The organism is Phyllobacterium sp. 1468 (assembly GCF_031455525.1).
Taxonomy (GTDB): domain Bacteria; phylum Pseudomonadota; class Alphaproteobacteria; order Rhizobiales; family Rhizobiaceae; genus Phyllobacterium.
This window is the reverse complement of record NZ_JAVDSX010000008.1, coordinates 112,699-136,494: the sequence shown is the minus strand read 5'-3', so window position 1 is coordinate 136,494 and position 23,796 is coordinate 112,699. Positions and strand designations below refer to the sequence as shown.

General features: G+C 56.6%; 26 protein-coding genes and 1 pseudogene. 11 read left to right on the top strand and 16 right to left on the bottom strand.

Annotated features, from left to right (window positions below):
- The first annotated feature begins 264 nt into the window (after positions 1–264).
- From J2X72_RS20100 to J2X72_RS20085, 4 genes and pseudogenes are all read left to right on the top strand, one after another.
- Positions 265–1,401: an extracellular solute-binding protein gene (locus J2X72_RS20100; RefSeq protein ID WP_310074866.1), complete on the top strand. Its 1,137-nt coding sequence runs from the start codon at positions 265–267 to the stop codon at positions 1,399–1,401.
- Between the two features lie 230 nt (positions 1,402–1,631).
- Positions 1,632–1,783, top strand: a pseudogene (locus J2X72_RS20095) (ABC transporter permease); the annotation flags it as partial.
- Between the two features lie 5 nt (positions 1,784–1,788).
- Positions 1,789–2,838, top strand: coding sequence for a LacI family DNA-binding transcriptional regulator (locus tag J2X72_RS20090; protein WP_310074865.1), 1,050 nt, complete (start codon positions 1,789–1,791; stop codon positions 2,836–2,838).
- Between the two features lie 21 nt (positions 2,839–2,859).
- Entirely contained in the window at positions 2,860–3,633 is a 774-nt protein-coding gene (locus J2X72_RS20085) for a phosphodiesterase (RefSeq protein WP_310074863.1), read from the top strand.
- A 10-nt stretch (positions 3,634–3,643) separates the two neighbouring features.
- Here the strand turns inward: J2X72_RS20085 and J2X72_RS20080 are convergent, their stop codons facing one another.
- Positions 3,644–4,108, bottom strand: coding sequence for a helix-turn-helix transcriptional regulator (locus tag J2X72_RS20080; protein ID WP_310074860.1), 465 nt, complete (start codon positions 4,106–4,108; stop codon positions 3,644–3,646).
- 410 nt (positions 4,109–4,518) lie between these two features.
- Here J2X72_RS20080 and J2X72_RS20075 point away from each other — a divergent pair, with 410 nt between their 5' ends.
- The 5 genes from J2X72_RS20075 (at position 4,519) to J2X72_RS20055 (ending at position 9,094) form a co-directional block, all read left to right on the top strand.
- Positions 4,519–5,175, top strand: coding sequence for a L,D-transpeptidase (locus tag J2X72_RS20075; RefSeq protein WP_210003599.1), 657 nt, complete (start codon positions 4,519–4,521; stop codon positions 5,173–5,175).
- Positions 5,176–5,311: 136 nt separating this feature from the next.
- Positions 5,312–6,502: an RHE_PE00001 family protein gene (locus tag J2X72_RS20070; RefSeq protein ID WP_310074858.1), complete on the top strand. Its 1,191-nt coding sequence runs from the start codon at positions 5,312–5,314 to the stop codon at positions 6,500–6,502.
- Between the two features lie 320 nt (positions 6,503–6,822).
- Entirely contained in the window at positions 6,823–7,725 is a 903-nt protein-coding gene (gene exbB, locus J2X72_RS20065; RefSeq protein WP_310074856.1) for a tonB-system energizer ExbB, read from the top strand.
- Positions 7,726–7,736: 11 nt separating this feature from the next.
- Complete coding sequence (gene exbD, locus J2X72_RS20060; protein WP_310074854.1) at positions 7,737–8,195, top strand: TonB system transport protein ExbD; 459 nt, start codon at positions 7,737–7,739, stop codon at positions 8,193–8,195.
- 26 nt (positions 8,196–8,221) lie between these two features.
- Positions 8,222–9,094, top strand: a complete 873-nt coding sequence (locus tag J2X72_RS20055) for a TonB family protein (protein WP_310074852.1) — start codon at positions 8,222–8,224, stop codon at positions 9,092–9,094.
- On the opposite strand, the gene J2X72_RS20050 is transcribed toward J2X72_RS20055, so the two are convergent.
- Genes J2X72_RS20050 through J2X72_RS20020 form a run of 7 tightly spaced genes read right to left on the bottom strand, consistent with a single transcriptional unit; the run spans position 9,082 to position 15,450 of the window.
- Positions 9,082–9,246, bottom strand: a complete 165-nt coding sequence (locus tag J2X72_RS20050; protein WP_310074850.1) for a hypothetical protein — start codon at positions 9,244–9,246, stop codon at positions 9,082–9,084. The genes J2X72_RS20055 and J2X72_RS20050 overlap by 13 nt on opposite strands.
- Before the next feature lie 12 nt (positions 9,247–9,258).
- Positions 9,259–10,848 carry a GMC family oxidoreductase N-terminal domain-containing protein gene (locus J2X72_RS20045; RefSeq protein ID WP_310074846.1) on the bottom strand — a complete coding sequence of 530 codons (1,590 nt, stop codon included), beginning with the start codon at positions 10,846–10,848 and terminating at the stop codon, positions 9,259–9,261.
- Position 10,849: 1 nt separating this feature from the next.
- Positions 10,850–11,842 (bottom strand): branched-chain amino acid ABC transporter permease, encoded by a 993-nt coding sequence (locus J2X72_RS20040; RefSeq protein WP_210003514.1) that lies wholly within the window; start codon positions 11,840–11,842, stop codon positions 10,850–10,852.
- The gene (locus tag J2X72_RS20035) at positions 11,835–12,722 is read right to left on the bottom strand and encodes a branched-chain amino acid ABC transporter permease (protein WP_310074844.1); all 888 of its coding nucleotides are present in this window, start codon (positions 12,720–12,722) and stop codon (positions 11,835–11,837) included. Before J2X72_RS20035 ends, J2X72_RS20040 begins: the two co-directional genes overlap by 8 nt.
- A gap of 4 nt (positions 12,723–12,726) precedes the next feature.
- Positions 12,727–13,431, bottom strand: coding sequence for an ABC transporter ATP-binding protein (locus tag J2X72_RS20030; RefSeq protein WP_310074841.1), 705 nt, complete (start codon positions 13,429–13,431; stop codon positions 12,727–12,729).
- On the bottom strand, positions 13,424–14,245 hold the full coding sequence (locus J2X72_RS20025) for an ABC transporter ATP-binding protein (RefSeq protein ID WP_310074839.1): 822 nt from the start codon (positions 14,243–14,245) through the stop codon (positions 13,424–13,426). Before J2X72_RS20025 ends, J2X72_RS20030 begins: the two co-directional genes overlap by 8 nt.
- Complete coding sequence (locus J2X72_RS20020; protein WP_210003510.1) at positions 14,245–15,450, bottom strand: ABC transporter substrate-binding protein; 1,206 nt, start codon at positions 15,448–15,450, stop codon at positions 14,245–14,247. The genes J2X72_RS20025 and J2X72_RS20020 overlap by 1 nt, the downstream gene beginning before the upstream one ends.
- Before the next feature lie 42 nt (positions 15,451–15,492).
- Here J2X72_RS20020 and J2X72_RS20015 point away from each other — a divergent pair, with 42 nt between their 5' ends.
- Both J2X72_RS20015 and J2X72_RS20010 read left to right on the top strand, forming a co-directional pair.
- Positions 15,493–15,723, top strand: coding sequence for a hypothetical protein (locus J2X72_RS20015; protein WP_210003509.1), 231 nt, complete (start codon positions 15,493–15,495; stop codon positions 15,721–15,723).
- A 32-nt stretch (positions 15,724–15,755) separates the two neighbouring features.
- A complete protein-coding gene (locus J2X72_RS20010) occupies positions 15,756–16,667 on the top strand; it encodes a LysR family transcriptional regulator (protein ID WP_310074835.1) in 912 nt (303 codons plus the stop codon).
- On the opposite strand, the gene J2X72_RS20005 is transcribed toward J2X72_RS20010, so the two are convergent.
- The 8 genes from J2X72_RS20005 to J2X72_RS19970 form a co-directional block, all read right to left on the bottom strand.
- Positions 16,668–17,780 (bottom strand): FAD-binding oxidoreductase, encoded by a 1,113-nt coding sequence (locus tag J2X72_RS20005; protein ID WP_310074833.1) that lies wholly within the window; start codon positions 17,778–17,780, stop codon positions 16,668–16,670. It lies immediately after the preceding gene.
- Complete coding sequence (locus J2X72_RS20000) at positions 17,777–18,556, bottom strand: carbon-nitrogen hydrolase family protein (protein ID WP_310074995.1); 780 nt, start codon at positions 18,554–18,556, stop codon at positions 17,777–17,779. Before J2X72_RS20000 ends, J2X72_RS20005 begins: the two co-directional genes overlap by 4 nt.
- Positions 18,550–19,350, bottom strand: a complete 801-nt coding sequence (locus tag J2X72_RS19995) for an ABC transporter permease (RefSeq protein WP_210003507.1) — start codon at positions 19,348–19,350, stop codon at positions 18,550–18,552. The genes J2X72_RS20000 and J2X72_RS19995 overlap by 7 nt, the downstream gene beginning before the upstream one ends.
- Positions 19,347–20,201, bottom strand: coding sequence for an ABC transporter permease (locus J2X72_RS19990; protein WP_210003506.1), 855 nt, complete (start codon positions 20,199–20,201; stop codon positions 19,347–19,349). The genes J2X72_RS19995 and J2X72_RS19990 overlap by 4 nt, the downstream gene beginning before the upstream one ends.
- Positions 20,198–21,235 (bottom strand): ABC transporter ATP-binding protein, encoded by a 1,038-nt coding sequence (locus J2X72_RS19985; protein WP_310074829.1) that lies wholly within the window; start codon positions 21,233–21,235, stop codon positions 20,198–20,200. The genes J2X72_RS19990 and J2X72_RS19985 overlap by 4 nt, the downstream gene beginning before the upstream one ends.
- Positions 21,236–21,313: 78 nt before the next feature.
- Positions 21,314–22,402 carry an extracellular solute-binding protein gene (locus J2X72_RS19980; RefSeq protein ID WP_310074828.1) on the bottom strand — a complete coding sequence of 363 codons (1,089 nt, stop codon included), beginning with the start codon at positions 22,400–22,402 and terminating at the stop codon, positions 21,314–21,316.
- Positions 22,403–22,478: 76 nt separating this feature from the next.
- Positions 22,479–23,129: an amino acid ABC transporter permease gene (locus tag J2X72_RS19975; protein ID WP_210003503.1), complete on the bottom strand. Its 651-nt coding sequence runs from the start codon at positions 23,127–23,129 to the stop codon at positions 22,479–22,481.
- Positions 23,126–23,794: an amino acid ABC transporter permease gene (locus J2X72_RS19970; protein ID WP_310074826.1), complete on the bottom strand. Its 669-nt coding sequence runs from the start codon at positions 23,792–23,794 to the stop codon at positions 23,126–23,128. The genes J2X72_RS19975 and J2X72_RS19970 overlap by 4 nt, the downstream gene beginning before the upstream one ends.
- Between the last annotated feature and the right edge of the window lie 2 nt (positions 23,795–23,796).

Below are 23,796 nucleotides of genomic sequence, written 5' to 3'. Positions count from 1 at the left end.
ACTTTCCCTGTCGGACGTCATGAGTCTGGCACATGGTTCATCGCCCGCATCAATATTTTTGGCTTGTCACGTGGCTGTTATGAACAGACGGTACAAAGGAAAAAATGCACAGCTGCGCAACAGGGAGGCGCGACGTCACGCAGATGCGTCGCTCTTCAGTCGAAGGCCTGGCTGAGGCACACGCGCATTAAACAAATTGAATGCCGGAAACCCGGCCGCCAAAACAACACTGCAACCATTCATTTTTCTCAAGGGAGATAACAAATGAAGACACTTCTGCACGCCTCTCTCATTCTCGGACTGGCGACGGTCCCAGCTGCGGCTGGCGACCTGACGGTTTTGACAGCCGGCGACCAGAACATGGTGGACTATGTCAACGACTATCTCGGCCCACTCTTCGAGAAGGAAAATCCGGGCACGACGGTTCGCGTCGTTGGCACAGGCCCAGGGGATGCCGGATCGCAGAAGATCGTTGAGCGGTTCGAGGCACAGGCAAAGGCCAATGTCGACAAATGGGACGCGGACGTCGCGGTCGTGCATGAGAAATTCGCCGGGCCGTTGGTTAAAGATGGCTATCTCGAATCCTATCGGTCGAAGATACCTTCCGGCGAGATGACTACCAGCGAAAAGGCAAAGATGGCGCTCGGCGCAAATGTCGATGGTTATGTCATGCCGATGTTCTCAAGCCAGACCGCAATTGCCTACAATCCCGCGCTCATCCCAAACCCGCCAAAGAGCTATGAGGAGCTTGTTGCCTGGGCCAAAGAGAATCCGAAGCAGTTCGGCTATAACGGCATCAAGGGTGGAGCGTCAGGAGTCAGTTTCGTCATGGGCTGGATCTATGCTTTCGGCGACGGCGACGCCAACAAGCTGATGAATGGTCCATTCGAGGAAGCCGAGACCAAAAAGTGGGACAAAGCCTTCGCCAGTTTGAAGGATTTCACAACCAACGCCACCCTTACCCCGGGGAATGCCGGTACATTGGATATGCTCAGCCGCGGCGAAATCGCGATGGGGCCGGTTTGGGTCGACATGTTCTACGCGTGGCAGGCGGATGGTAAATTGCCACCGGAGATGAAGTTGTTCCTGCCTGCGCCGGGTATGCCAGGGCAACCGATGCACTATGTGATTCCGTCCAAGAGCCCGAACACTGAACTGGCGGAGAAGTTCGTTGCGCTCGCCACGAGCCCGAAAGTTCAGGCCGATGGTATCGTCAAGCGGTTCAACTGGTACCCCGGTATTGATGCGAAGTTCGTGCAACCGGAATTGGACAAAGCAAGCTGGGACAAGCTCTTCGTCGACATTTCCCCCGATGATCTCGCAACCAAAGGCAAGTCTTTCCCGATTGCCCCTTACAACTCGGCGATCCTCGAGGCTTATGAAAAAAATGTAGCCAACTAACATATTCTGTTTCTCGGGGCCATTTGATATCGTCGGTGGCCCCTCCCCTCCCCCCGAACATTGTGCCGCAGACGCGCTTCCTGACCCTTCTCCATGTTCTTCCAGCGCTATCAAGATCGTGCCGTTTTTCATCGTGCCGCTGTTTGCGTCCAGCTGAGGCGGCGTTGATATATCTGCGTCAGGCAAATGAAGGACCGCTTATTGATCTCGTCGACGCGTCCATCGTGAATGCCCTACCGCTATCGCCACTCACTGCGGGTTCGGGTGAAATTATCAGGTTGCGTCGATCACCGCTCTGCTATTACTCGTACCGTCGATAGGCTGTATGCTGGTGGTGGAGCGATTCTTGAGGGCAGATGTTCTTTCCACGGTCGGACGTTGAAAAATATGAAATCTAAAGACAAGCGCGCTTCCAATGACGACAAGCAGTACGTCAGTGCACTGCAGGTTGCGAAACACGCGGGTGTATCTCGCTCGGCAGTGTCCAGGGCCTTTACACCCGGGGCGAGCGTCTCGGCAAAAAAGCGCGAGAAGATCATGGAGGCAGCGGAAGCGCTTGGCTATCAAGTCAACGATCTTGCGCGTGGACTTTTGGCTCGAAAGAGCCGACTCGTGGGTTTGGTTGTTACCAATCCGGAACTCGGCTATCGCTCGCATTTGGTTGCGGCGCTGACCAAGGCGCTCATCCATCGGGGTAGCGTTCCCATAGTGATCAACACTGGCCGCACCGAAGAAGAACTGGTTGCGGCACAGAAGACGCTTTTTGGTTATCGCGCCGAAGCGACCATTATCCTCTCCGGTTCTCCGCCCTCGTCTTTCGTCGATCTTGCCCGCCGCAACGGGCAGCCACTGATCGTTCTCGGCCGTTCGGAAACGGGAGCAGACGAGGTCAATATCGACAATGAAGGTGCCGGGCGGGAGGCAGCACGGTTTTTTCTTGCCGATGGCATAAAGAAAATGGGTTTCGCCGGGGCTCTATCGGGCACGCCCACGACGATTGAACGTGAATACGGCTTCCGGCGGGAAGCCGAACTTCATAACGCTACGGTACTGACCGGCAATGGTCGGAATTCGGATTATGCGGGCGGACAGGAAGCAGCGCAGCAGCTCTTCACCGTTGGGAACAACCGCCCGGACGCAGTCTTCTGTGTGAATGATTTGGTGGCATTCGGCTTGATTGACTATGTGCGGAAACACACACAACTTTCGATACCGGCGGATCTTTCCATCGTAGGATTCGATGATATTCCGGAAGCGTCGTGGGGTGCCTACAACCTTACGACGTTTCAGCAGGATGCGAACACTATGGCTGCGCGTGCGGTGGCTCTTCTCGATCGCCGCGAGGCTGAACCTGATCGCCCGGCTGCTCATGAACGTTTGAATACACGCCTTATCCTGCGCGGCAGTGCGCGTATTCCTGGGTCGTACAGATCCTAAAAAACCCTTGGAACTTCTTGCATGAAAATTATCCAAGTGACTGATCTGCATCTGGTGAAGCCGGGCACGACCCTGTGTGGCCTTGACCCCTTGGCGCGCCTGCAGGCTTGCATCACCGATATCAATCGGAATCACCGCGATGCCGAGTTGGTGGTCTTTACCGGCGATCTGAGTGACACGGGGGAAGAGATTACATATCGGGTCCTGGCGGAGGAACTCACCAAACTGCTCCCGCCCTTCCGTCTGATGCTGGGGAACCATGATGATCGCACTGCTTTTCTGAGCGTCTTTACCACTGTCCGCGTTGAGGAAGGCTTTGTCCAGAGTGTGAAAGACACCAGCGAAGGCAGGTTGATCATGCTCGATACGCTGGTTCCGGGCCGCCCAGAAGGTCGCCTGGATGTGGCGCGGTTGCGCTGGCTGCAGCAGCGCCTTTTGGAAGCCGGGGACCGTCCGGTTTTTTTGTTCTCACACCACCCGGCTTTTCCCATTCACATGCCGCTTCTGGACCGGATGGGCATCGTCGAAGCGGACGCTCTCCACGCACTGCTCAAGGAACACGGCAAGGTCCGGCATATTTTTGCCGGCCATGCACACCGGCCGATCGCCGGGAGTTGGCGGGGTATTCCCGTTAGCGTTCTGCGCGGCACCAACCATCAAGCGGCACTGGATTTTTCGCCGGATAGGATTGCTGTCACGCACGAGCCGCCCGCCTATGCTGTGATCTTCATCGATCAAGACAGCGTTATTGCGCACTTTCACGACTTTTTGGATCGCACGGCCGCTTATCGCTGAGACGCTCAGCCTACGCTGGTAAATCGCGCGAATTCGCCATGCATTGATGCGCGCGAATCTGTTCAGACGGAACAACCGAATATGTTTTTCGATAGAGCTTGGAAAAGCGACCCGGATTGGAGAAATGAAGCCTGGCCGCCAGCTCCCTCACGGATGTTGCCTTCCCGCTGCAGATAATTTCGTGGGCTGCAGCAATGCGGCCATTCAGCAAAACGTGGATTGGAGTGGCGCCGTGGTGTTTGCGAAACAGGCGTTGCAGGGCTCGAATATTGACGCCGGTGGCATTGGCAATGTCTGAAATGCTGACGGATTTGCAGATGTTATTTCGGATAAACTCTTCAGCGAAAGCCAATTGCTGCCGGGTGTCGCGCGGAAAACCTGGCTGATTCTGGAATGATGGTAGTACAGCGTTCGCGCGTGCACTCGGTTCTTCACCGTTGGGGTGTCTGAAACAGTAGGACATATCGTCTGCCATTGTGAAATACCTGATCGAGCGTGAGGAATATCCAAACAGGAATAAATACAATTGGTAGTAGAATAACGGTCGCAGTAAAACGCAGGATTGCATCACTGAATACCCGAAAGTTGGCGATTTGGAAATTGAACCTTAGTGTTAGTTCTCTGTCGAGCGTGGTTGACAGCTGTCAACCAAGCCGGGGGCTTGCTGGAGAAGCCCGTCAAAGCTTCGTTGACAGCTGTCAACTTCTCGGTTGGTTAAGACGCTGTTTTTCGATTCATTGTTTGTAAACCACATTTCCATACAGTTTGAACGATTGCCAATATTTGTAAGCGAGTACGAAATTGTCCCAGCGTAAACAGGTATCCACGATCAAACAGGCGATTCCCGCTATTTCGCGCCGTCATCTTTTGGCGGGTGCAGGGTCTATGGCAGTGCTGGGAATGACAGGTTGCACTCAAACGACCCTCGAATTGCCGTCCATGGACATAGATGCGATGCCGACCAGTGGCATCAGGCCACAAATCAGCATTGATAAATCCGTTACAGTCCCAGACGTCATGTACGCTGCCGTGCAGGAGGGTCCGTACTCGCTCCCAGCGGTCCCGTATCAAAAGGTTCCAGTCCAGTTCCGGCGCCAGATAGTTGTCGATCCGACAGGCGAGCAGCCGGGGACGATTGTCGTCCGCCTGCAGGAGCGTTTTCTTTACCTGGTCCAACCCGGCGGGGATGCCATTCGTTATGGCGTCGGTATCGGCAAAGACGGCTTCCTTTGGAGCGGTCGGGCGAATATTCAGTATAAGAAGGAATGGCCGCGATGGACGCCACCACGCGAAATGATTCAGCGCAAGCCGGAATTGGCCAAATATCAGAATGGCATGGACCCGGGTCCACAAAATCCGCTGGGAGCGCGGGCTCTCTACATTTTTAAGGACGGCGTCGATACCGGCTATCGGATTCATGGATCGCCAGAATGGTGGTCGATCGGGCAATCGATGTCATCTGGCTGCGTCCGCCTGATTAATCAGGACATCATCGATCTTTACAGTCGCGTCTCTGGAAAAGCGACGGTCGTGGTTGGCTAGACGCTGCAAACGCGCTAATGATTCACATCAGATCTTCAGGCGATTCATCCGGTTGGTCAGGTCCAACCCGGGCCTTGCCCAACGGAAGCTAAATTACATATAGCATCCGTTTAATCAATCGTTTACCATAGTTTCAATGGTTTATGATTCTAGAGAGTTATCCCTCAAAGACCTGCTTCATCCGGCCATCGCTGCAGAAGACGCATTGGCGCGGCTTGATGACAGGGTCGGCCGCAAGAATGACCTGGGGGAGGTGAGGGGGCGCCGGACGCGAGACGGACTTTTGCGCGAGAACGACGGCTGGATAGAACGCTCGCATTTTGTGGAGGCGTGCAATGCTCTCTGGCTGGCAGGGGAGCTCGTTCACGTCGAAGATCTGGTTCTTCATGATGCGCGCATGGACATCCGCACGCCAACGCATGAGTTGACAAGGGCCCACGCCATTCTGCGTACGCGACGTCAGATTGCTGCGAGCCCACCTGCTTGGTCCTTCAGCTCGAAAGGTCTCGCTAGTCTGCGTGGTCGGGCAACCAGCGAGTTTGCCGTGCTAACTGGCGAAAACATCCCAGCAGCCGAATCCGTTGCCGAGGACGAGACCGAGGTCAAATCTGACGCTGAAAACGCGTTCGAAGACGAATTGGCGAATATGGATGCCCTGCTGGTCCGCTCGTCGCGGCTGCTTGCGCAACCAGCAGAGGTTGGCGGGGGGAGGGGCGAGAGCAAGTCTTCAGCGGCCGACCTCACACCGGATGGTGAGCCCTTGGTTTACGATCCGGATTGGGATGAGGATGAGCGGTTCGAAGGGTGGCTAGCGGTTCATGACCGGAGCCGTGATTTGCCGCCACTACTTGCGGCTGCGGTGGTCTGGGACGCCTGGGAGGACATCGAACCGCTGCAACATCAGCACTGGCTGGGTCCAATGCTCGTATCCGCCATGCTTAGGGAACGGGGGAAGACGAGATCACATCTCGCAGCCCTTAATGCGGGATTGCGCTCCATTCCGCGTGACCGGCGCCGTGCCCGCGATCATACGACACGGCTGGTTGCATTTCTGGAAGCGGTACAAGTTTCGAGCATGGCAAATCTGAAGGAAGTCGAGCGGCTGAGTCTTGCAAGGATGCAAATGGAACGAAAATTGAAGGATCGGCGCTCCACATCAAACCTTCCTGGCATGATCGATCTCATTTTATCGCGGCCCATGGTATCAACAGCTCTGATTGCCAAGGAATTGAAGGTGTCCCAACGCGGAGCGCTCAATCTCATCAGTGAACTTGGGGTGCGCGAAATGACGGGCAGGGGACGTTACCGTGCTTGGGGAATTGTCTGAAAACACTCGGATAGATTAAAATTTAAGTTCTTTGTGTGTGTGTGCTTTGTGCGCGAATCCGCAGACGGTCGCTCCAAATCGTGACGAGCTTTTAAACTTCCGCTTCTCGTTTGGTCTTATCAAAACACTCCCCCTTACCATATTCAAAAAATAGTTGATTATTTTAGTCATAAATACTAAGCCGCTACCAACCGGTGATGCCGCCACGCGAATGCGCCTGAACAAGGCGATGGCCTCGGGCCTTCCGGCAGCGGCGAAAAATGAAGGACTGCAGAGCGATGCGAGCAAGGCCGCAAGGGTATCCAGGAGGTGCTATTATCATGCTGAGGGCAGGGGTTCTCGGTTTGCTGCTTTGCCTGTCTGGTATGCCAATTGCAACGGCCCAAGAGCGTGCAGCCCCGGTACCCCAGTCGGAGGTTGTGCAGCCGTCTTCACCGCAACCTGAAGCAACCACACCAGCATTAGAACCGGCAATACCCGAGAGGGGTGAAGGCAATCAGACGGCAGCAACGCTGCCACACAATCTCTCACCCTGGGGCATGTTCATGGCCGCGGACTGGGTGGTCAAGTCGGTGATGATCGGTCTCGCTTTCGCCTCGCTGGTCACCTGGACTGTCTGGTTGGCGAAGACGCTTGAACTTGCCGGAGCAAGAGTGCGGGCCTACCGCGCACTCAACGCCATCGGCAATGCTCGCACACTGCACGATGCCGAGCGGGCACTCGAAGGCCGGGGCGGCCCGGGCGCTGCGCTTGTCAATGCGGCACGCGAGGAAATGCGTGTTTCCGGTGAGGTTCAAGGATACACAAGCGCCGATGGTTTGAAGGAGCGCGTCGCTTCGCGTCTGTCGCGCATCGAGGCCCAAGCAGGACGGCGCATGAGTCGCGGCACGGGAGTACTCGCGACCATCGGTTCAACTGCGCCATTCGTCGGGCTTTTCGGCACGGTTTGGGGCATCATGAATTCGTTCATCGGCATTTCAGAGTCGCAGACAACCAACCTGGCGGTCGTTGCGCCTGGCATCGCAGAAGCGCTTCTCGCCACCGCGATCGGGCTCGTCGCTGCAATTCCGGCGGTTGTTATCTATAATGTCTTCGCGCGGTCGATCACTGGCTACCGGCAGTTGCTCGCGGATGCGTCGGCAGGAGTCGAACGGCTTGTCAGCCGCGATGTGGATTTTGCCAGGGCCCCTGCCGCCCACACCTCGCGCGCCGCTGCGGAGTAAGGAGAGCGATCATGGCTGGTGGCATCAGGCATAACGCTTCGGACGACGAGCTCCAGGAAAATCACGAAATCAACGTGACGCCGTTCATCGACGTCATGCTGGTCCTGCTTATCATTTTCATGGTCGCAGCGCCGCTGGCGACGGTCGATATCAATGTGGATCTGCCAGCCTCGACAGCAACGCCCGCGACGCGTCCCGAGCAACCCCTCTACCTGACGCTCAAGGAAGACAAGTCTATCGCAGTCGGCAATGAAACGATTTCACGCGAAACGCTTGGCAGTTTTCTGGATCAACGTACGCAGGGGGACAAGGACACCCGGGTCTTTCTTCGCGCTGACCGAGCTGTTGACTACGGCGCCTTGATGGATCTGATGAACGGGCTGCGCGACACAGGCTATCTCAAGATAGCCCTTGTCGGTCTGGAAAGTGTTCCTCCTCGACCCGCGCCCGCGGATGAAGGCGTCCAGTAGTGCATCAGCAGACAACTGCAACCAGAATGGGATCCCTGCGCCCAGATTGGCGTGAGGTCGGTCTTTGGTCGGTTGCAGGACTGGCGGTCATCAGCATTCATGCGGGTGCTGCGTGGTTTGTTCAGAACTATCAACCTGAGACACCCGCGAGCGATATTGCAGCGGCGGTAATGATTGACATGGCGCCGTTGCCAGCACCAGTGGTGCCAGAACCAGTTAAAGAAGAGGCGCCGGCCGAAGCTGAGCCAGTAAAGCCGGATGCCATGGAACAGGAAGCTGCAGCGCCGGAGCCAATCCCGGATGTGCAGCCGGAGCCCGAGCCAATTAGTCCATTGGAAGAACTGGTTCCGGATCAGCCTGAACCTGAGGTGGCCGAAGAGCCGCAGCCGGAACCAGAAGTGACCGAGCCGCCCGAAGAACCGATCGAAGAGGTTGTGGAACTGCCAAAGGTAGAAGTGCCGCTTCCGGTGGTTCGGCCAACACCGAAAAAGCCCGACGTTCCAAAAAAGCAGGTTACCGAGAAGGTGGCGCAGAAGCCAGCGAAGAAAGTCAGCACCGCGACTGTCCAGGACGCCACGCCCCGGGAAGCAAAACAGCAACCAAGAGTTTCCAGCGCAGCGTCAGCGCGACAATCGGAGACCTGGCGTTCAAGGGTGCAGTCTTATCTGGCGCGCAGAGCAAATCGCGCCCGTGCAGAAGGGCAGGGCACCGTCAGGATACGCTTCGTGGTCACCAATGACGGCGCCATCGTTTCGGCAAGTGTCGTCGGAAGCTCCGGGACGCCTCAGTTGGACCAGAGCGTGCTTGAAACAATCCGGCGGGCGTCACCCGTTCCGTCAGCACCCGATGGGGTGGATGTCTCGCGGCAAAGTTTTACCGTACCGTTTCAGATAAGATAACCACTAGAGCCTTCATAGTTAGCCGGAAACAATTCTGTTTCCCGGATGGCGAGACAATCCACGCGGAAGATGGCGGCATCGCCCGATGGAAAGGCATCGGCCTCGCCAAATCCCTCGACCTTGAACCAAATTCCTCCGGCAGAACGCTCCATCAAGCTATGGCTCTAACCCCTCGTGATCATCTCTGCGGCTTTTTCGGCGATCATGATCGTTGGTGAGTTGGTATTTCCCGAGGTGATCGACGGCATGATCGAGGCATCGGCCACCCGCAGACCTTTAATGCCGCGCACGCGCAATTGCGGGTCGACGACGGAGTCTGGATCAGAACCCATGCGACAGGTTCCAACGGGATGGAAGATGGTTGTGCCAACGGCACCGGCGGCTTCGACCAATTCCTCTTCCGTTTGATAGGCGGTGCCGGGTTTGAACTCTTCCGGCATGAAACGCTGCAATGGCTTCTGCGCCACAATGTTGCGCGTGATGCGGATCGAGTCCGCCGCGACACGGCGATCGGTGTCTGTCGTCAGATAATTCGGTTGGATCGCAGGATGCGAGCGGTGATCCGGTGCTTTGATGTGTACGGAACCTCGGCTCTCGGGACGCAGATTGCAAACGCTCGCGGTAAACGCCGGGAAGGGATGGACGTTTTCGCCAAACTTTTCCAGGGAGAGAGGCTGCACATGATATTGCAGATTGGCTGTCTCAAAAGAGGGATCGGACCGGGTAAAAACACCAAGCTGGCTCGGCGCCATCGACATGGGTCCGGACCTGCTGATGAGATATTCAAGCGCAATGGCAGCTTTGCCCAAAAGACGGTTGGCCTTCTCATTAAGTGTCGGAATACCAGTCACCTTGTAGGCACAGCGCAGCTGCAGGTGATCCTGGAGGTTTTCTCCGACATTGCGCCGTTCGAGGACGGTTTCGATACCCGCAGTCTGCAAGATGTCGCCGCGACCGATGCCTGATAGTTCGAGAATATGGGGTGAGCCAATTGACCCGGCAGTCAGAATGACCTCGCGCCTGCATTGGATCGAACGGATCACCCCGGCCTGTTCGAATTCAACACCTTTGACGGCCAAATCCTGCAAAATCAGCTTTCGAACATGCGCTCCGGTTTCAACCTTGAGATTGGGACGTCTGAGGGCAGGGCGCAGAAAAGCCTTTGCCGTGTTCCAGCGGATTCCGCGCTTCTGGTTGACCTTGAAATAAGAGGAACCTTCGTTGTCGCCGCGATTGAAATCGTCAGTACGAGGGATGCCGGCAGCTTCCGCAGCATCGCGGAATGCATCGAGGATATCCCAATGCAGCCGCGCTTCCTCTACGCGCCATTCGCCGCCAGAACCATGGAAGTTGTCCGCCCCGAGATAGTAGTCTTCAGATTTCTTGAAGTAAGGGAGGACGTCATCCCAACCCCAGCCGGTACATCCGTCCTGTCGCCACAGGTCATAGTCGCGCGCCTGGCCGCGCATATAAATCATGCCATTGATTGAAGAGCAGCCGCCCAGGACCTTGCCGCGCGGATAACTGAGCGAGCGGCCATTTAACCCCGGCTCTGGCTCAGTGGTGAAGCACCAGTCCGTGCGCGGATTCGAGATGCAATAGAGGTAGCCCACAGGAATGTGTATCCAGTGGTAATTGTCCTTGCCGCCTGCCTCGAGTAGAAGAACGGAGACGTCCCTGTTTTCAGAGAGACGATTGGCGAGCGTGCAGCCGGCAGTGCCGGCTCCGATAACGATATAATCGTAGGTTGACATTTCAGTTGTCCGGCTTGCTCTCGAGTTTTTTGCCGAAGCGCGAAGCATAAAGCTCACCGATGATCCCACGCCGAAACACAAGCACGCACACCATGAAGATAATGCCGGTGATCACCGTGACTGGAAACTCCGAGGTTGCGAGGTAGTTTTCCAGAGCGGCCACAAGCCCTGCACCAAAGATCGGTCCAACCAGGGTGCCAATGCCGCCAAGCAAAGTCATCAAAACGACTTCGCCAGACATCTGCCAGCTCACGTCGGTGAGCGTGGCAAACTGGAAGACGATCGCTTTCAAACCGCCTGCAAGACCGGTCAAGGTGGCAGACATGACGAAGGCAGCAAGCTTGTAACGCGCGACCGAGTAGCCAAGCGAGATAGCTCGAGGTTCGTTCTCGCGTACGGATTTGAGGATCATGCCAAATGGCGAGTTAATGATGCGCCAGATGATGAACATGCCAATGAGAAATACGGCAAGCACGAAGAAATACATGTTCAATGGCTGATTGAGATCGATGAAGCCCAACAAGTAGCCGCGAGGTACCCCCTGGATACCGTCTTCGCCATGGGTGAAAGATGCCTGCAGACAGAAAAAGGCAAACATCTGTGCGAGTGCCAGCGTGATCATCGTCGAATAGATGCCCTGGCGCCTTATGGCAAAGAAACCGATGATCAAGCCGAGGATCGTAGCCCCGAGGACACCGACAAGAATGCCGAGTTCGGTCGGTAACCCCCATTCCTTGACCGCATGTGCTGTAAAGTAGGCAGCGCCGCCAAAGAAGGCGGCATGACCAAAGGAGAGGATGCCGGTGTAGCCCAGGAGAAGGTTAAAGGCGCAAGCGAAGAGTGCGAAACAAAGCACCTTCATGAGGAATACCGGATAGAAATAGAAAGGCGCGAGAATAAGCCCGATGACCCCGATCAGGATCAGCGTTGTTTCGAGCGTCAAAAGGCGTGGCTTGGGTGCAGATGTAATTGTCGCTTGCGTCATGTCATACATCCTTTCCGAACAGGCCCGCGGGTCGGACGAGCAGGACGATCGCCATGATGACGAAGATGACGATGCTGGACGCTTCGGGATAGAACACTTTGGTTAGACCCTCGAAAATACCGAGCATATAGCCGGTGATGATTGCGCCAAGGATCGATCCCATACCGCCAACAACAACCACCGCAAAGACAACGATAATCATGTTCGATCCCATGAGCGGACTGACCTGATAGATCGGCGCCGCCATGATACCCGCGAGCCCTGCAAGACCTGCGCCGAGACCGTAGGTGAACGTCAACAGGAGGGGCACGTTGATGCCGAAAGCACGTACCAAGGTCGGATTTTCCGTAGCTGCGCGCAGATAGGAGCCAAGGCGGGTCTTCTCGATGAGCAGCCAGGTTCCGAGGCAGACGACCAGCGAAGCGACGACAACCCAGGCGCGATATTTCGGCAGGAACATGAAGCCGAGATTGACGCCTCCGGCCAATGCGCTGGGAACTGCATAGGGCTGTCCGGCCGCACCGTAGTAATAGCGGAACGTGCCTTCAATCACGAGTGCAAGGCCGAACGTGAACAACAGCCCGTAAAGGTGGTCGAGGTTGTAAAGGCGCGACAGCGCGACCCGCTCGATGAGCGCGCCGGCCAGACCCACAACCAACGGAGCAACGATCAGGGCCGGCCAGTAACCGATGCCAAACTCCGCGAGCAAAAGATAGCCGACGAAAGCACCCAGCATGTACTGTGCACCGTGTGCGAAATTGATGACACGGAGCAAGCCGAAGATGATTGCGAGACCAAGGCTGAGCATCGCATAGAATGAGCCATTGATGAGGCCGATCAGCAACTGGCCCAGGAAAGCCTGGAGGGGAACGCCGAAGATCATGGTCATGTCGTCAGACTCCCAATGCTTCGTTGAGCATGGTCATGCGGTCGGGCAGCTCCCTGACGTGGAAATTGTCTATTATCTTGCCATGGTCCACCACATAGAAGCGGTCGGCAACCTTGCTGGCAAAACGGAAATTCTGTTCGACCAGGAGAATGGTCATGCCGCGCTGTTTCAGCGTCACAAGCACTTCGCCGATACGTTGGATGATGACCGGCGCAAGGCCCTCCGTCGGTTCGTCCAAAAGCAGCAGCTTGACGCCTGTACGCAGAATCCGGGCAATGGCAAGCATTTGCTGCTCGCCGCCCGAAAGCTTCGTACCAGGGCTGTTGCGGCGCTCTTTGAGGTTCGGGAACAGGTCGTAGATCTCGTCGATCGTCATGCCGCCCTTGGCGACGACCGGCGGAAGATTGAGGTTTTCATCAACGGATAGCGTGGCGAATATGCCGCGTTCTTCCGGCACAAAGCCGATACCTGCATGGGCGGTGCGATGCAACGGTACGCGGATCATGTCCTTGCCTTCGAACGTGATCATACCTGTACGTTTGCGGATAATCCCCATGATAGACCGCAGTGTGGTCGTCTTGCCGACACCATTGCGGCCAAGCAGGGTGACCGTCTCACCTTGGTGAATATCGAGATTGATGCCGTGTAAGGCGTGACCTTCGCCATACCAGGCGTGAAGGTCCCGGACGGAAAGCAGCGCGTTACTCATGTTCGGTCCCCATATAGGCAACACGCACGCGTTCGTCCTGACTCACGGTGCGATAATCGCCGGAGGTAAGGATTTCGCCCCGTTGCAGCACCGTGACTTTGTCGCAGAGGTCAGCGACGACCTTTAGGTTGTGTTCCACCATCAAGATCGCGCGGTCTTTCGCCACCTCGCGAATGATATCCGAGACGATGTGCACGTCTTCGTGACCCATGCCGGCCATTGGCTCGTCCAGCAACAGCACTTGCGGATCCAGCGCCAGCGTCGTGGCGATTTCGAGTACACGCTTGCGGCCATAGGACAGGTCGGCGGCAAGATTGTTGCGCGCATCGTGCAACCCGACCGCTTCGATCAATTCCATGGCCCTTTGATTCAAGCGATTCAGCGCTCCCATGGGCAGCCAGAATTGCGTGGACAGACCACCGGGGCGTTGCAGGGCGACGCGGACATTGTCAAGGATCGTCAGGTGCGGAAACACTGCCGATATCTGGAAGGAACGCACAAGTCCCATTCGAGCCACCTTGGCCGGATCCGTCTTTGTGATGTCCTGGCCGAGTAGTGTGATCGTTCCGCTTGTCGGCTGCAGAAATTTGGTCAGTAGATTGAAAACTGTGGTCTTGCCAGCACCGTTCGGGCCGATCAGCGCGTGCACCTTGGCATGGTGCACATCGAGATCGACATTGTTGACGGCCACGAAGCCACCAAAGTCACGGCGCAGACCGCGGGCGGACAACACCACCCGGGACTCTTGACCTTGAGAGGCACCGGGAGAGGATTGTCCTCCCCCGAACGCTGCATCATTCAGTGAAGCAGTCATTACTTGACCAGTGGGCAGCCGCTTTCGGCCGGCTTGATAAATGCTTCGTCACCCGGGACTGTGGCCAGAACCTTGTAGTAATCCCAGGGAGCCTTGCTTTCATCCGGCTTCTTGACTTCCATCAGATAGACATCGCTGAACAGGCGGCCGTTGGGGCCAACCTTCGCACCGCGCCCGAAAACGTCATCGACCGGCATTTCATGCATCGCTGCCGCGACCTTTTCGGTGTCGTCAGTGCCCGCCTTCTGAATGGCTTTCAGATATTGCGTCACGCCCGAATAGGTTGCCGTCTGAATCATGTTTGGCATGCGGCCCGTACGCTTGAAGAACTTCTGTCCGAACTCTCGAGATTGGTCGTCACGATCCCAGTAGAAGCTTTCGGTTAGTGTCAGGCCCTGTGCAGCCTCAAGACCGAGGCCATTTACCTCGGCGAGGGTGAATAGCAGCGCTGCGAGGCGCTGGCCACCGGACACGATGCCGAATTCAGCGGCCTGCTTGATGGCATTGGAGGTATCGAGACCAGCGTTAGCGAGACCGATGACCTTTGCGCCAGACGATTGAGCCTGCAGCAGGAACGAGGAATAGTCGGTCGTTGCCAGTGGATGGCGAACCGAGCCGACGACCTTGCCTCCCTTGGACGTGACGAATTTGGAGGTCTGTTCCTCCAGCGAATAACCGAAGGCATAGTCTGCCGTCAGGAAGAACCAGCTGTCGCCGCCCTGGGCAACCAGCGCCCCGCCAGTGCCGACCGCCTGCGAGTGTGTGTCATAGGCCCAATGGAAGCCGTAAGGCGAGCACTGCTTGCCGGTGAGTTCCGTCGTTGCCGCACCGGTCACAAGGTCGATCTTCTTTTTCTCTTTGGAAATGCCCTGCACGGCAAGCGCCACCGAGGAAGTCGTCAGTTCCATGATGGAGTCGACCTGTTCGGTGTCATACCATTGGCGGGCAATATTGGAGGCAATATCCGGCTTGTTCTGATGATCGGCGGTGATGACTTCGATCGGTGCGTCCAGCACCTTGCCACCGAAATCCTCGGCGGCCATCTTCGCTGCCTCGTAAGACCACTTGCCGCCGAAGTCCGCATAGACACCGGACTGATCGTTCAGGATGCCGATCTTGACCTTGCCATCGGATATCTCGGCGCTTGCTGCAGGAATGACCGTGGCTGCCGTCAAGACAGCAGTTGCAATTGCTAGTAACTTCATTCGTATCTCCTCCCAAAGATTGACCGCTCACAGGATCATCACATGATGGCTGTCGCGGACGGAACGGTTCAAATTGAAAACGCCAGTAGAGATGCCGCGGATCGCGCCCGCATCCCGCTCGTTGTTTATCCTCCTCAATCCAGCTTTGGTTTTCCAAACCGGACAATGCTCATCCCCATGATTGCGCTGTTTCTTCTGACCGGCAACCATGATGTCCAAAAAACTGTAACATTGACAAATAAGTACACAAACATCTATTTATGCACATATTAAGTACAAAAATGTACATTTACTGAAAGAGTGGCATGCGGCAGTTTACCTGGGACGACCTGCAATATTTTCTCGCCGTTGCGCGTACCGGACAATTGACCACTGCGGCGCGAAGACTGCGCACCAATCACGTCACCGTTTCAAGAAGGATAGACCGGCTGGAAGAAGCCTTGTCGGCGCGGCTGTTCGAGCGCAACCCGCGCGGTTATATCCTGACGGCGCTCGGCGAGAAGCTTATCGAGTCTGCCGAAATTGTAGAGCGCGAGGCCGATCGTTTCCAGAACGAGGCCTCCGGGGGAACCATCTCGCTCAGCGGCGTCGTTCGCCTCAGTATATTGGAAGGGTTTGCCAATTTCTTCCTAGCGGACCGGCTGCCGCTGATGGCGCAGTCTTATCCAAGCCTCTCCGTTGAAATGGTGACGATCCAGCAGATCGTGTCGCTATCGCGGCGCGAGGCGGATTTGTCGATCACGCTGCATGCGACGCGGACAGGCCCGTACCATCAGGAAAAGCTGATGCCCTACCGACTGTTCATCTATGGATCGAAGGACTACCTTTCACGTCATCCGGAGATCAGACAGCAGCCGGACCTCTCCAGTCACCAATTTATTGGCTATATCGAAGACATGATCTTCACGCCGGGCCTCGACTACATGCGCGAGATCTTGCCGGGGTTGCGCGCCTCATACCAGAGTTCCAGCATCTTCGCCCAACTCAGCGCGACACGATCGGGCTTCGGTCTGTGCATCCTCCCCTATTACATCGCCTGCAATTATCCCGAGTTAGTGCCGGTCATGCCGAGGCAGCTCCATCTCAACCGGGACTATTGGCTCATTTGCCACGAGGATATTGTCAGCACACCGCGCATCCGCGTCTTGAGCGATTTCATCAAGTCCGAACTGGAAGGCGAGGCGGTGAACTTTGCCGGTCAGCCGCTTCTTGACTGATCAGCCGAAGCGGGCTGGTGTCAGGAGCGGGAGTAGCGATTCAACGACAGGGTCAGGCGCCTGATCTCTAATTAGTGCTGCAGAAAGTGCCGAAAGGGCAGGGGAGGTTTGAATGCCGTAACCGCCTTGGCCGGCGAGCCAGAAAAAGCCATCGACCTCACCGTCGAAACCGGCCACGGGCGTCCGGTCCGGCGCGAAAGTGCGTAGGCCCGCCCAACTGCTCTCGACACGGGTAACCGGCACGGTGACAGCCTGTTCAAACCGGTAGAGGCCTTCGGCGAGAACCATGTCGTCGACAAAGGCGTCATGTGGCTCGACAGGTGTTTCGTCGCAGGGCGAGACAAAAATCCGTCCGCCGTCGGGCTTCAAATACCACGCTTCATTTACGTCATCCACCAGCGGCCAGCTTCTGGTGTCATGGCCGTCCGGAGCGGGCAATACTGCAATCGACCGTCGCATGGGCGTGAGGCCAAGCGGACGAGCGCCGAAGTGTCCAGCAGTGACATCCGCCCACGCACCCGATGCGTTGACGACAATTTTAGCCCGGAATATGCGGTCGCTCGTTTCAACCTGCCATTCACCGGCGATATGCTTCGCACCGACAACTTCCGATTTCGTGTAGAGCCGAACGCCGAACGCGGTAGCTTTCCGCAGCCAGCCCTGATGCAAAGCGTTGACGTCAATATCCCAGGCGTCCGCTTGGTAACACGCCGCCTTGACATGATCGCGGTTAAGTATCGGAACCATGCCGATGGCGCGATCGATATCAATCGCCTCTATCCCTACGCCATTGCGGACAAAATCTTCGCAAGCCTCAACGCCGTCTTCGCCGGCGACCGTTAGAGACCCGCGCCCGGTCAACAATGGCGTGGGAAAAAGGCCGACATCGCGCTGATGGAAAAGCGGCGCGCTGGCTTGGTTCAGTCTACGAATGACATTATTGCCGTAATTGGGAAGGAAGATGGCGGCAGAGCGGCCGGTCGAGTGATATCCAGGCTGGTTTTCACGTTCGAGAATCACGACCCTATGTGTGTCGGCCAATGCGGCTGCAACGCCCACGCCGGCGATGCCCGCGCCGATGACAACGACATCGGTTTCGATTATTTCGGTCATGCTGGACCCCGGTCCTTGAGGTAGGGATTGTCGGTGATGGATATGGCGAAAGCACCAGGATCAATCTCCGCAAAAATCATACTTTCCGCATCATCGCTGCAGGATGCGACCAGACTGCCATCGGGCGCGGCAATCCGTGAGTTTCCGGCAAACGTAAATCGTTCGTCAGCTCCGGCATGATTGATGTAGGCGACGAAAATCTGGTTCTCGAAGGCGCGGGTTTGAATCATGTGATCGGCGATGAATGTTCCGGACGGGCCGGCAGGAAGAGCTGTCGGCACCAGGACGGCGTCGATGCCGGCAAGGGCGAGCCGGCGGACATTCTCGGGGAATTCCACATCGTAACAGATCAGCATGCCGAGCCTCAGACCGCCCAGTTCAACAATACAGTTAACGGGCATTCCTGGCTTGAAGAGCGATCGCTCATAATCGCCATAAAGATGCGATTTGCGATAGATCGCCGGTTTGTTCTGGCCATCTATGAACGCAGCGCTGTTATAAATATCGACACCGTCCTGTTCGGCAAATCCTGCGACGATCGCAATACGGTTTGTCGATGAAATTGCCTGCAAGGCTCTGACCTGACTCCCGTCCTGTGGTTGTGCCAGCGCTGTAATCGCGTCACCGGCGCCATAACCTGTAATGCAAAGTTCCGGTGTGATCAGAAGTTTGGCCCCAGCCTCTGCGGCGTCAACAGCCGCTCGTTCGACGCGTGCCAGATTTGCAGGCACATCGCCCGGGATCGACTGCATCTGTAGCGCTGCTATTTTCATGATTCGTCCGATGCCATTGCGCCGAGCAGCTTGGGCAGATCGCCGAACTTCGCAACCAAAGAAAAGATGACGGCAGCGGTGAAAACGAAAAGGATGGTCACGGCCGCCATGGTCGGTGTGTAGCCATAACGCAAAGCGTTGAAAATCTTGATCGGCAGCGTTTCCAGCGTGAACCCAACGGTCATGTACGCAACGATATATTCGTTGAGCGATAACACGAAGGCAAAAGCATAGCCTGATACGAGATAGGGCAGGATCAGCGGCAGCACCACCGTGCGAAATATGGTCCGGTCATTAGCACCCATGGTAGCCGCCGCTTCGACGAAAGAGCGGTCAATGGCCGAAAAGCCGAGCGACAATGTGACCAATGGCAGGGTCACGAAGAAAATCGCGTGACCGATGACTGCGGTCCACGGCTGGCCATAGAAACCTGTTGTCGCCCAGAAGGTCAGCAGCCCGAGTGCCGTGATGACAGGTGGCAGGGTGAATGGCGCGATACCGAGCACCTGGAAGATATTCGCCCACGGCGCGATGCGGCGCCAGAGGAACCAAGAGAGCGGCAAGGCGATCAGAACGGCCAAGGCGGCGGAGGTTGTGGCCAGAATCACAGAAGCGACAAGGGCAGCACGCCATTCGGGATTGGTAAATATCTCGCCGTACCAGCCGAGGGAAAAGCCTTGCGGCGGAAACGCCAGAGTTTGCTTGGCATTGACTGACACGCCAGCCACGACGATCAGCGGCAAGCTGAGGAAAAGCCCGATGAGCAGGAAGTAAAAGCGCTTCAGCCAGTGGATCATGCTTTCTCCCCCTTGCGTCCGATGAGCAATGTCAGTGCGACCAGACCGAGCGTAACCAGTACAAGGAAAACAGCCATCGCCGCGGCAAAGGGCATATTGGATTGATAGATCGCCTGATCGGTGATGAGAACCGAAAGCGTCCAGTGTTGCGGCCGGCCAAGGATTTGCGGCAACAGGTATGAGCCGAGCGCGAAGATGAAAACCATGATGAGCGTTGCCATGATCGTATTGCGCAGTGCAGGCACCAGTACGTTGAAAAAAGCACGGATGGGCGAAGAACCAAGTGTTCGCGCTGCTTCCATCAAGGTTGGATCAAGTCGAACGATGGCCGGGTAAAGCACGAGGATCGTGTAGGGCAGGGCTTGATAGACCATCCCGGTTAGCACGGCACCGAAACTCGGAAACAGCGCGACCGGCTGTTCAAGAAGGCCGATCTTCACGAACAGATTGCTGAGGCCCGCCGTGCGCGAAAGCAGCGTCGACCAGGCAAACCCTATAATCACCTCCGACAGCGAAAGCACGGAGAGAAGTCCGACAAGCCAGATCACCTGCAAGCGCCGGGACAATCGCGAGAGCAGGTAAGTGAAGGGAAGTGCCAGCACGACGCAGCAGATCGCGACGGTCACCGCAAGCATCAGTGAAAAGCCGAGTACGCCCCCGAAGAATGTGGTGAGGAAGCGCTCATAGTTGGAGAAGACGAACGCTGGTGTGTAGAAACCGCCTTCCTGCCGCTGAAAGAAGCTGACGGCAATCATCGTGCCAAAGGGCACCACGAAGAAAAGGAGCAGCATTCCGGCAGGAAAGAACAGGGGCCCATAATCGGCGATGGATTGAGGTGGTTCGCGCTTCATTGCTTCAGAACCACGCAGACATCGGGAGAGAGAATGATACCTACCGCTTGACCTGCAATAACCTCGGGCCGTTCGCGCGGAGTTGACACGGCAATGATCTGCTGCCCGCCCGCTTCGACAAATGTTTCGATAGTGCCGCCGAGATCGCGGACGAATGTGACCGTTCCGTCAATCGCACCATTGCCGGGCGCGGTGAGGTGCACGTCTTCGGGACGGACCGAAATAGTGGCTTTCTGCGCGCCCGCGGGCAGGGCGAGATCGGCTATTCGGTGGCCGAATATTGTTGCAATTCCCGAACTGTCCGCTTTGGCCTCGATCAGGTTCGTCGAGCCGATGAAATCTGCAACGAATGTATCGGCCGGCTTGCGGTAAATTTCGATCGGTGAAGCCGCTTGCCTGATATGCCCGCCATTCATGACCACAACCGTATCGGCCATCGTCATCGCCTCGCGCTGATCATGAGTCACGACGATGGTCGTGATCCCGAGTTGCTGCTGGAGTTGCCGCAATTCCACTTGCATGGCTTCGCGTAGTTTTGCGTCAAGTGCCGAGAGTGGCTCGTCGAGCAGGAAAATCCTCGGCGACAGCGCCAGAGCCCGGGCAATAGCAACGCGTTGACGTTGACCACCGGATAGCTTCGACACCGGCCGGTCACCATAACCGGGCAAATGGATGAGGGTGAGCAATTCGTCGACACGCTTTTTTCGCTCTTCGCGAGCCGCCCCCCGGATGCGCAGCGGATAAGCGATGTTCTCGCCGACGCTCAGATGCGGAAACAGCGCCAAGGATTGAAACACCATTCCAAGATTCCGCTTGTGCGTCGGAACGTCCGTAATATCGGCGCCGTCCAGCAGGATAGTGCCATTCGTTGGGTCTTCAAGGCCGGCGACCATGCGCAACAGCGTGGTCTTGCCGCAACCGGATGGTCCAAGCAGGCAAACAAAGGTACCGTGCGGCACAGACAGTTGCACATTGTCGACCGCGGTGAATGCGCCGAATTGCTTGGTGACATTGTTCAAAACCAGTCCGGACATAAGTCCCCCGTCTCTTGGGTTGTGTTTTGGCGGCCCCACCCTCGCGGCAAAGCAAAGGGACGGGACCGCGCAGGGGTATTAACCGACGATCAACTCAGTCCATTTCTGGTTCAGCCAGTCGGACTTGGTCGTATAGAGGTCATAGCGCGGAATGATTGGCTCGATATCGGATGATACCGCCGCGAATTCCTTGTCGCTCAGATCCAGCAGTTCGCGTTTCACTGTCGGAGAAGTACCTACCTTGCGCGAAAGCGTCGCCTGAATGGCAGGCTGGCTCATATAGTCCATGAAAATATGTGCTTCGTCGACCTTCTTCGATGCGCGCGATAGAGCCCAGCAGCCAGAGTCCTGAACGCCGCCTTCCTTTGGGAAGGTGGAACGAACGGGATGACCCTCGGAGGCAGCGAGGCCCGTCACATCGTGGTAGTACTGACCCATCGGAATTTCGCCCGACTTCAGCGCTTGTTCGAACTGGGCCTCGTCACGGTACCAGAGACGCACATTCGGCTTGACCTCTGCAAGCTTGTCGAAAGCCTTCAGCAGGCCTTCTTCCGTATCGAGGGCATTGGTGCCGCCGAAGAATGTCTTTGCTGTTATTTCCAGCAGGAACGAATTCGATACCAGTGCGAGCAGGCCAAGCTTGTCGGCGTTAGCCTTGTCCCAGAAAGCCGCCCATGACGTCGGCGCTTCCTTGTAGACATCGGTGTTGGTAACGAGCGTGATGTACCATGAGACGGCGCCGATACCCGCTACGGCGCCATCGGGGTACTTGTTGATGAAGTGGTCAATGAGGTTCTTGGAATTCGGAATCTTTGCCAAATCGAGCGGCGTCCAAAGTTTGGTCGTCTGGCCCTTCAGCATTGCCACCTGCGACATCATCGAAACGTCGGCGGGAGCGGCTCCAGCTTTTGCAGCCTGCTCGAGCTGGACGAGCCAGGCTTCGCCTGTCGGCTCCGCGATGGATTCAACCGCAATACCTGTCGCCTTGGTAAATTCCGGAAAGATGTTCTTGTCGAACGAATCCTTGAAATAGCCGCCATAGACGCCGACCTTCAACGACTTGTCCTGCGCACGCAAGATGTTTGGCATTGCCAGAACGGCGGCACCCATTACGCCGGCGCCGAGCACTGTGCGGCGACTCACGCTCGTTTTCAGAAAAGTATCCATTTGTCGTATCTCCTTTTTGAAAGCCAGTTTGCTGGCCGATTCCCACTTCTGTTTTTGTCTAATATCCGATGACTGTTCAATGCTGACGGGCGGTCCGGAGCTCCAATATCTTTGTATAGCGCGTCAGCGGGTAGCACAGAACAAAATAGATGAGCGCGACCAGCCCATAGACCGTAAAGGGCTCGAATGTTGCATTGTTGATGGCGTTCGAGGTTCGAACCAACTCCTCAAAACCAATGATCGACGTTAGCGCCGTGCTCTTGATCAACTGCACCAGAAAGCCGACCGTCGGTGCCCGTGTAATCGCGAACGCTTGCGGCAGGATGATGAGCCGCAGCTGCGCTATGTAGTGCAAGCCGAGGCTGCTGCCCGCATCCCACTGTCCGTTCGGCAATGATTGCACACCGCCTCGCCAGATCTCGGCAAGGTAGGCGCTTGCGCAGAGCGTCAGCCCTAGAACTGCAGCCGTCCATGCTTCAATACGAAAGCCCAGCAATGGCAAGCCGAAGAACAGGAGGAAGAGCTGCATCAGCAGAGGCGTGCCCTGAAAGAGGCCGATGTAGTATTCCGCCGCTTGCCGGAGCCAGCGCCGCTTGGAAATTCGCATGAGGAGGATCGCCACGCCTGCCATGGCACCGCCCGCGAAGGCGACGATGGAGAGCAAGACCGTCCAGCGGGCGGCCAGCAGCAGATTGCGTACGATGTCCCAGAATGTGAACTCGATCATGCCATGCCTCCGGCTATCCCACGCCGTCCCGCTGCAAACAACAGTCTGCGCAGTCCAATGCTCATTCCGAGATAGACAATAGTCACTACAAAATAGGTCTCGAAGGCGCGGAAGGTTCGTGCCTGCAGCATGTCCGCCTCGTAGGTGAGTTCGCGCACTGCGATCTGCGAAACTACCGACGACTCCAGCATCATGATGATGATTTGACTGGTCAGCGCAGGGAAAATGACTTTCAGCGCCTGCGGCAGGACGATCTTGACGAAAACGAGCCACGCCGGCAATCCCAACGCCTCCGCCGCTTCCCTCTGACCTTGCGGCACGGCATCGAGCCCAGCGCCGACGATCTCGGTGGTATAGGCAGTCATATTCAACGTCATCGCCAGCATGGCGGCAACGACGGGATCAAGGCGAATACCGAACCGCGGAAGCCCGAAGAAGATGAAGAAGAGCTGCACCAGAAATGGCGTATTGCGGATGAGCTCGACATAAGCCGCGATGGCCTTGCGCAAGATGGGGTAGCGGCTGCGCTTGGCTGCAGCCCCGAATATGCTCAGGATGACGCCAGCGACCGTGGTGACAGCGATCAAGAAGATCGTCATCGCCGCGCCGCTGGCGATCATGCCGATCGCGCCATTCAGCCAGCCAAAGTCGAGCGCGTAGCCCACAG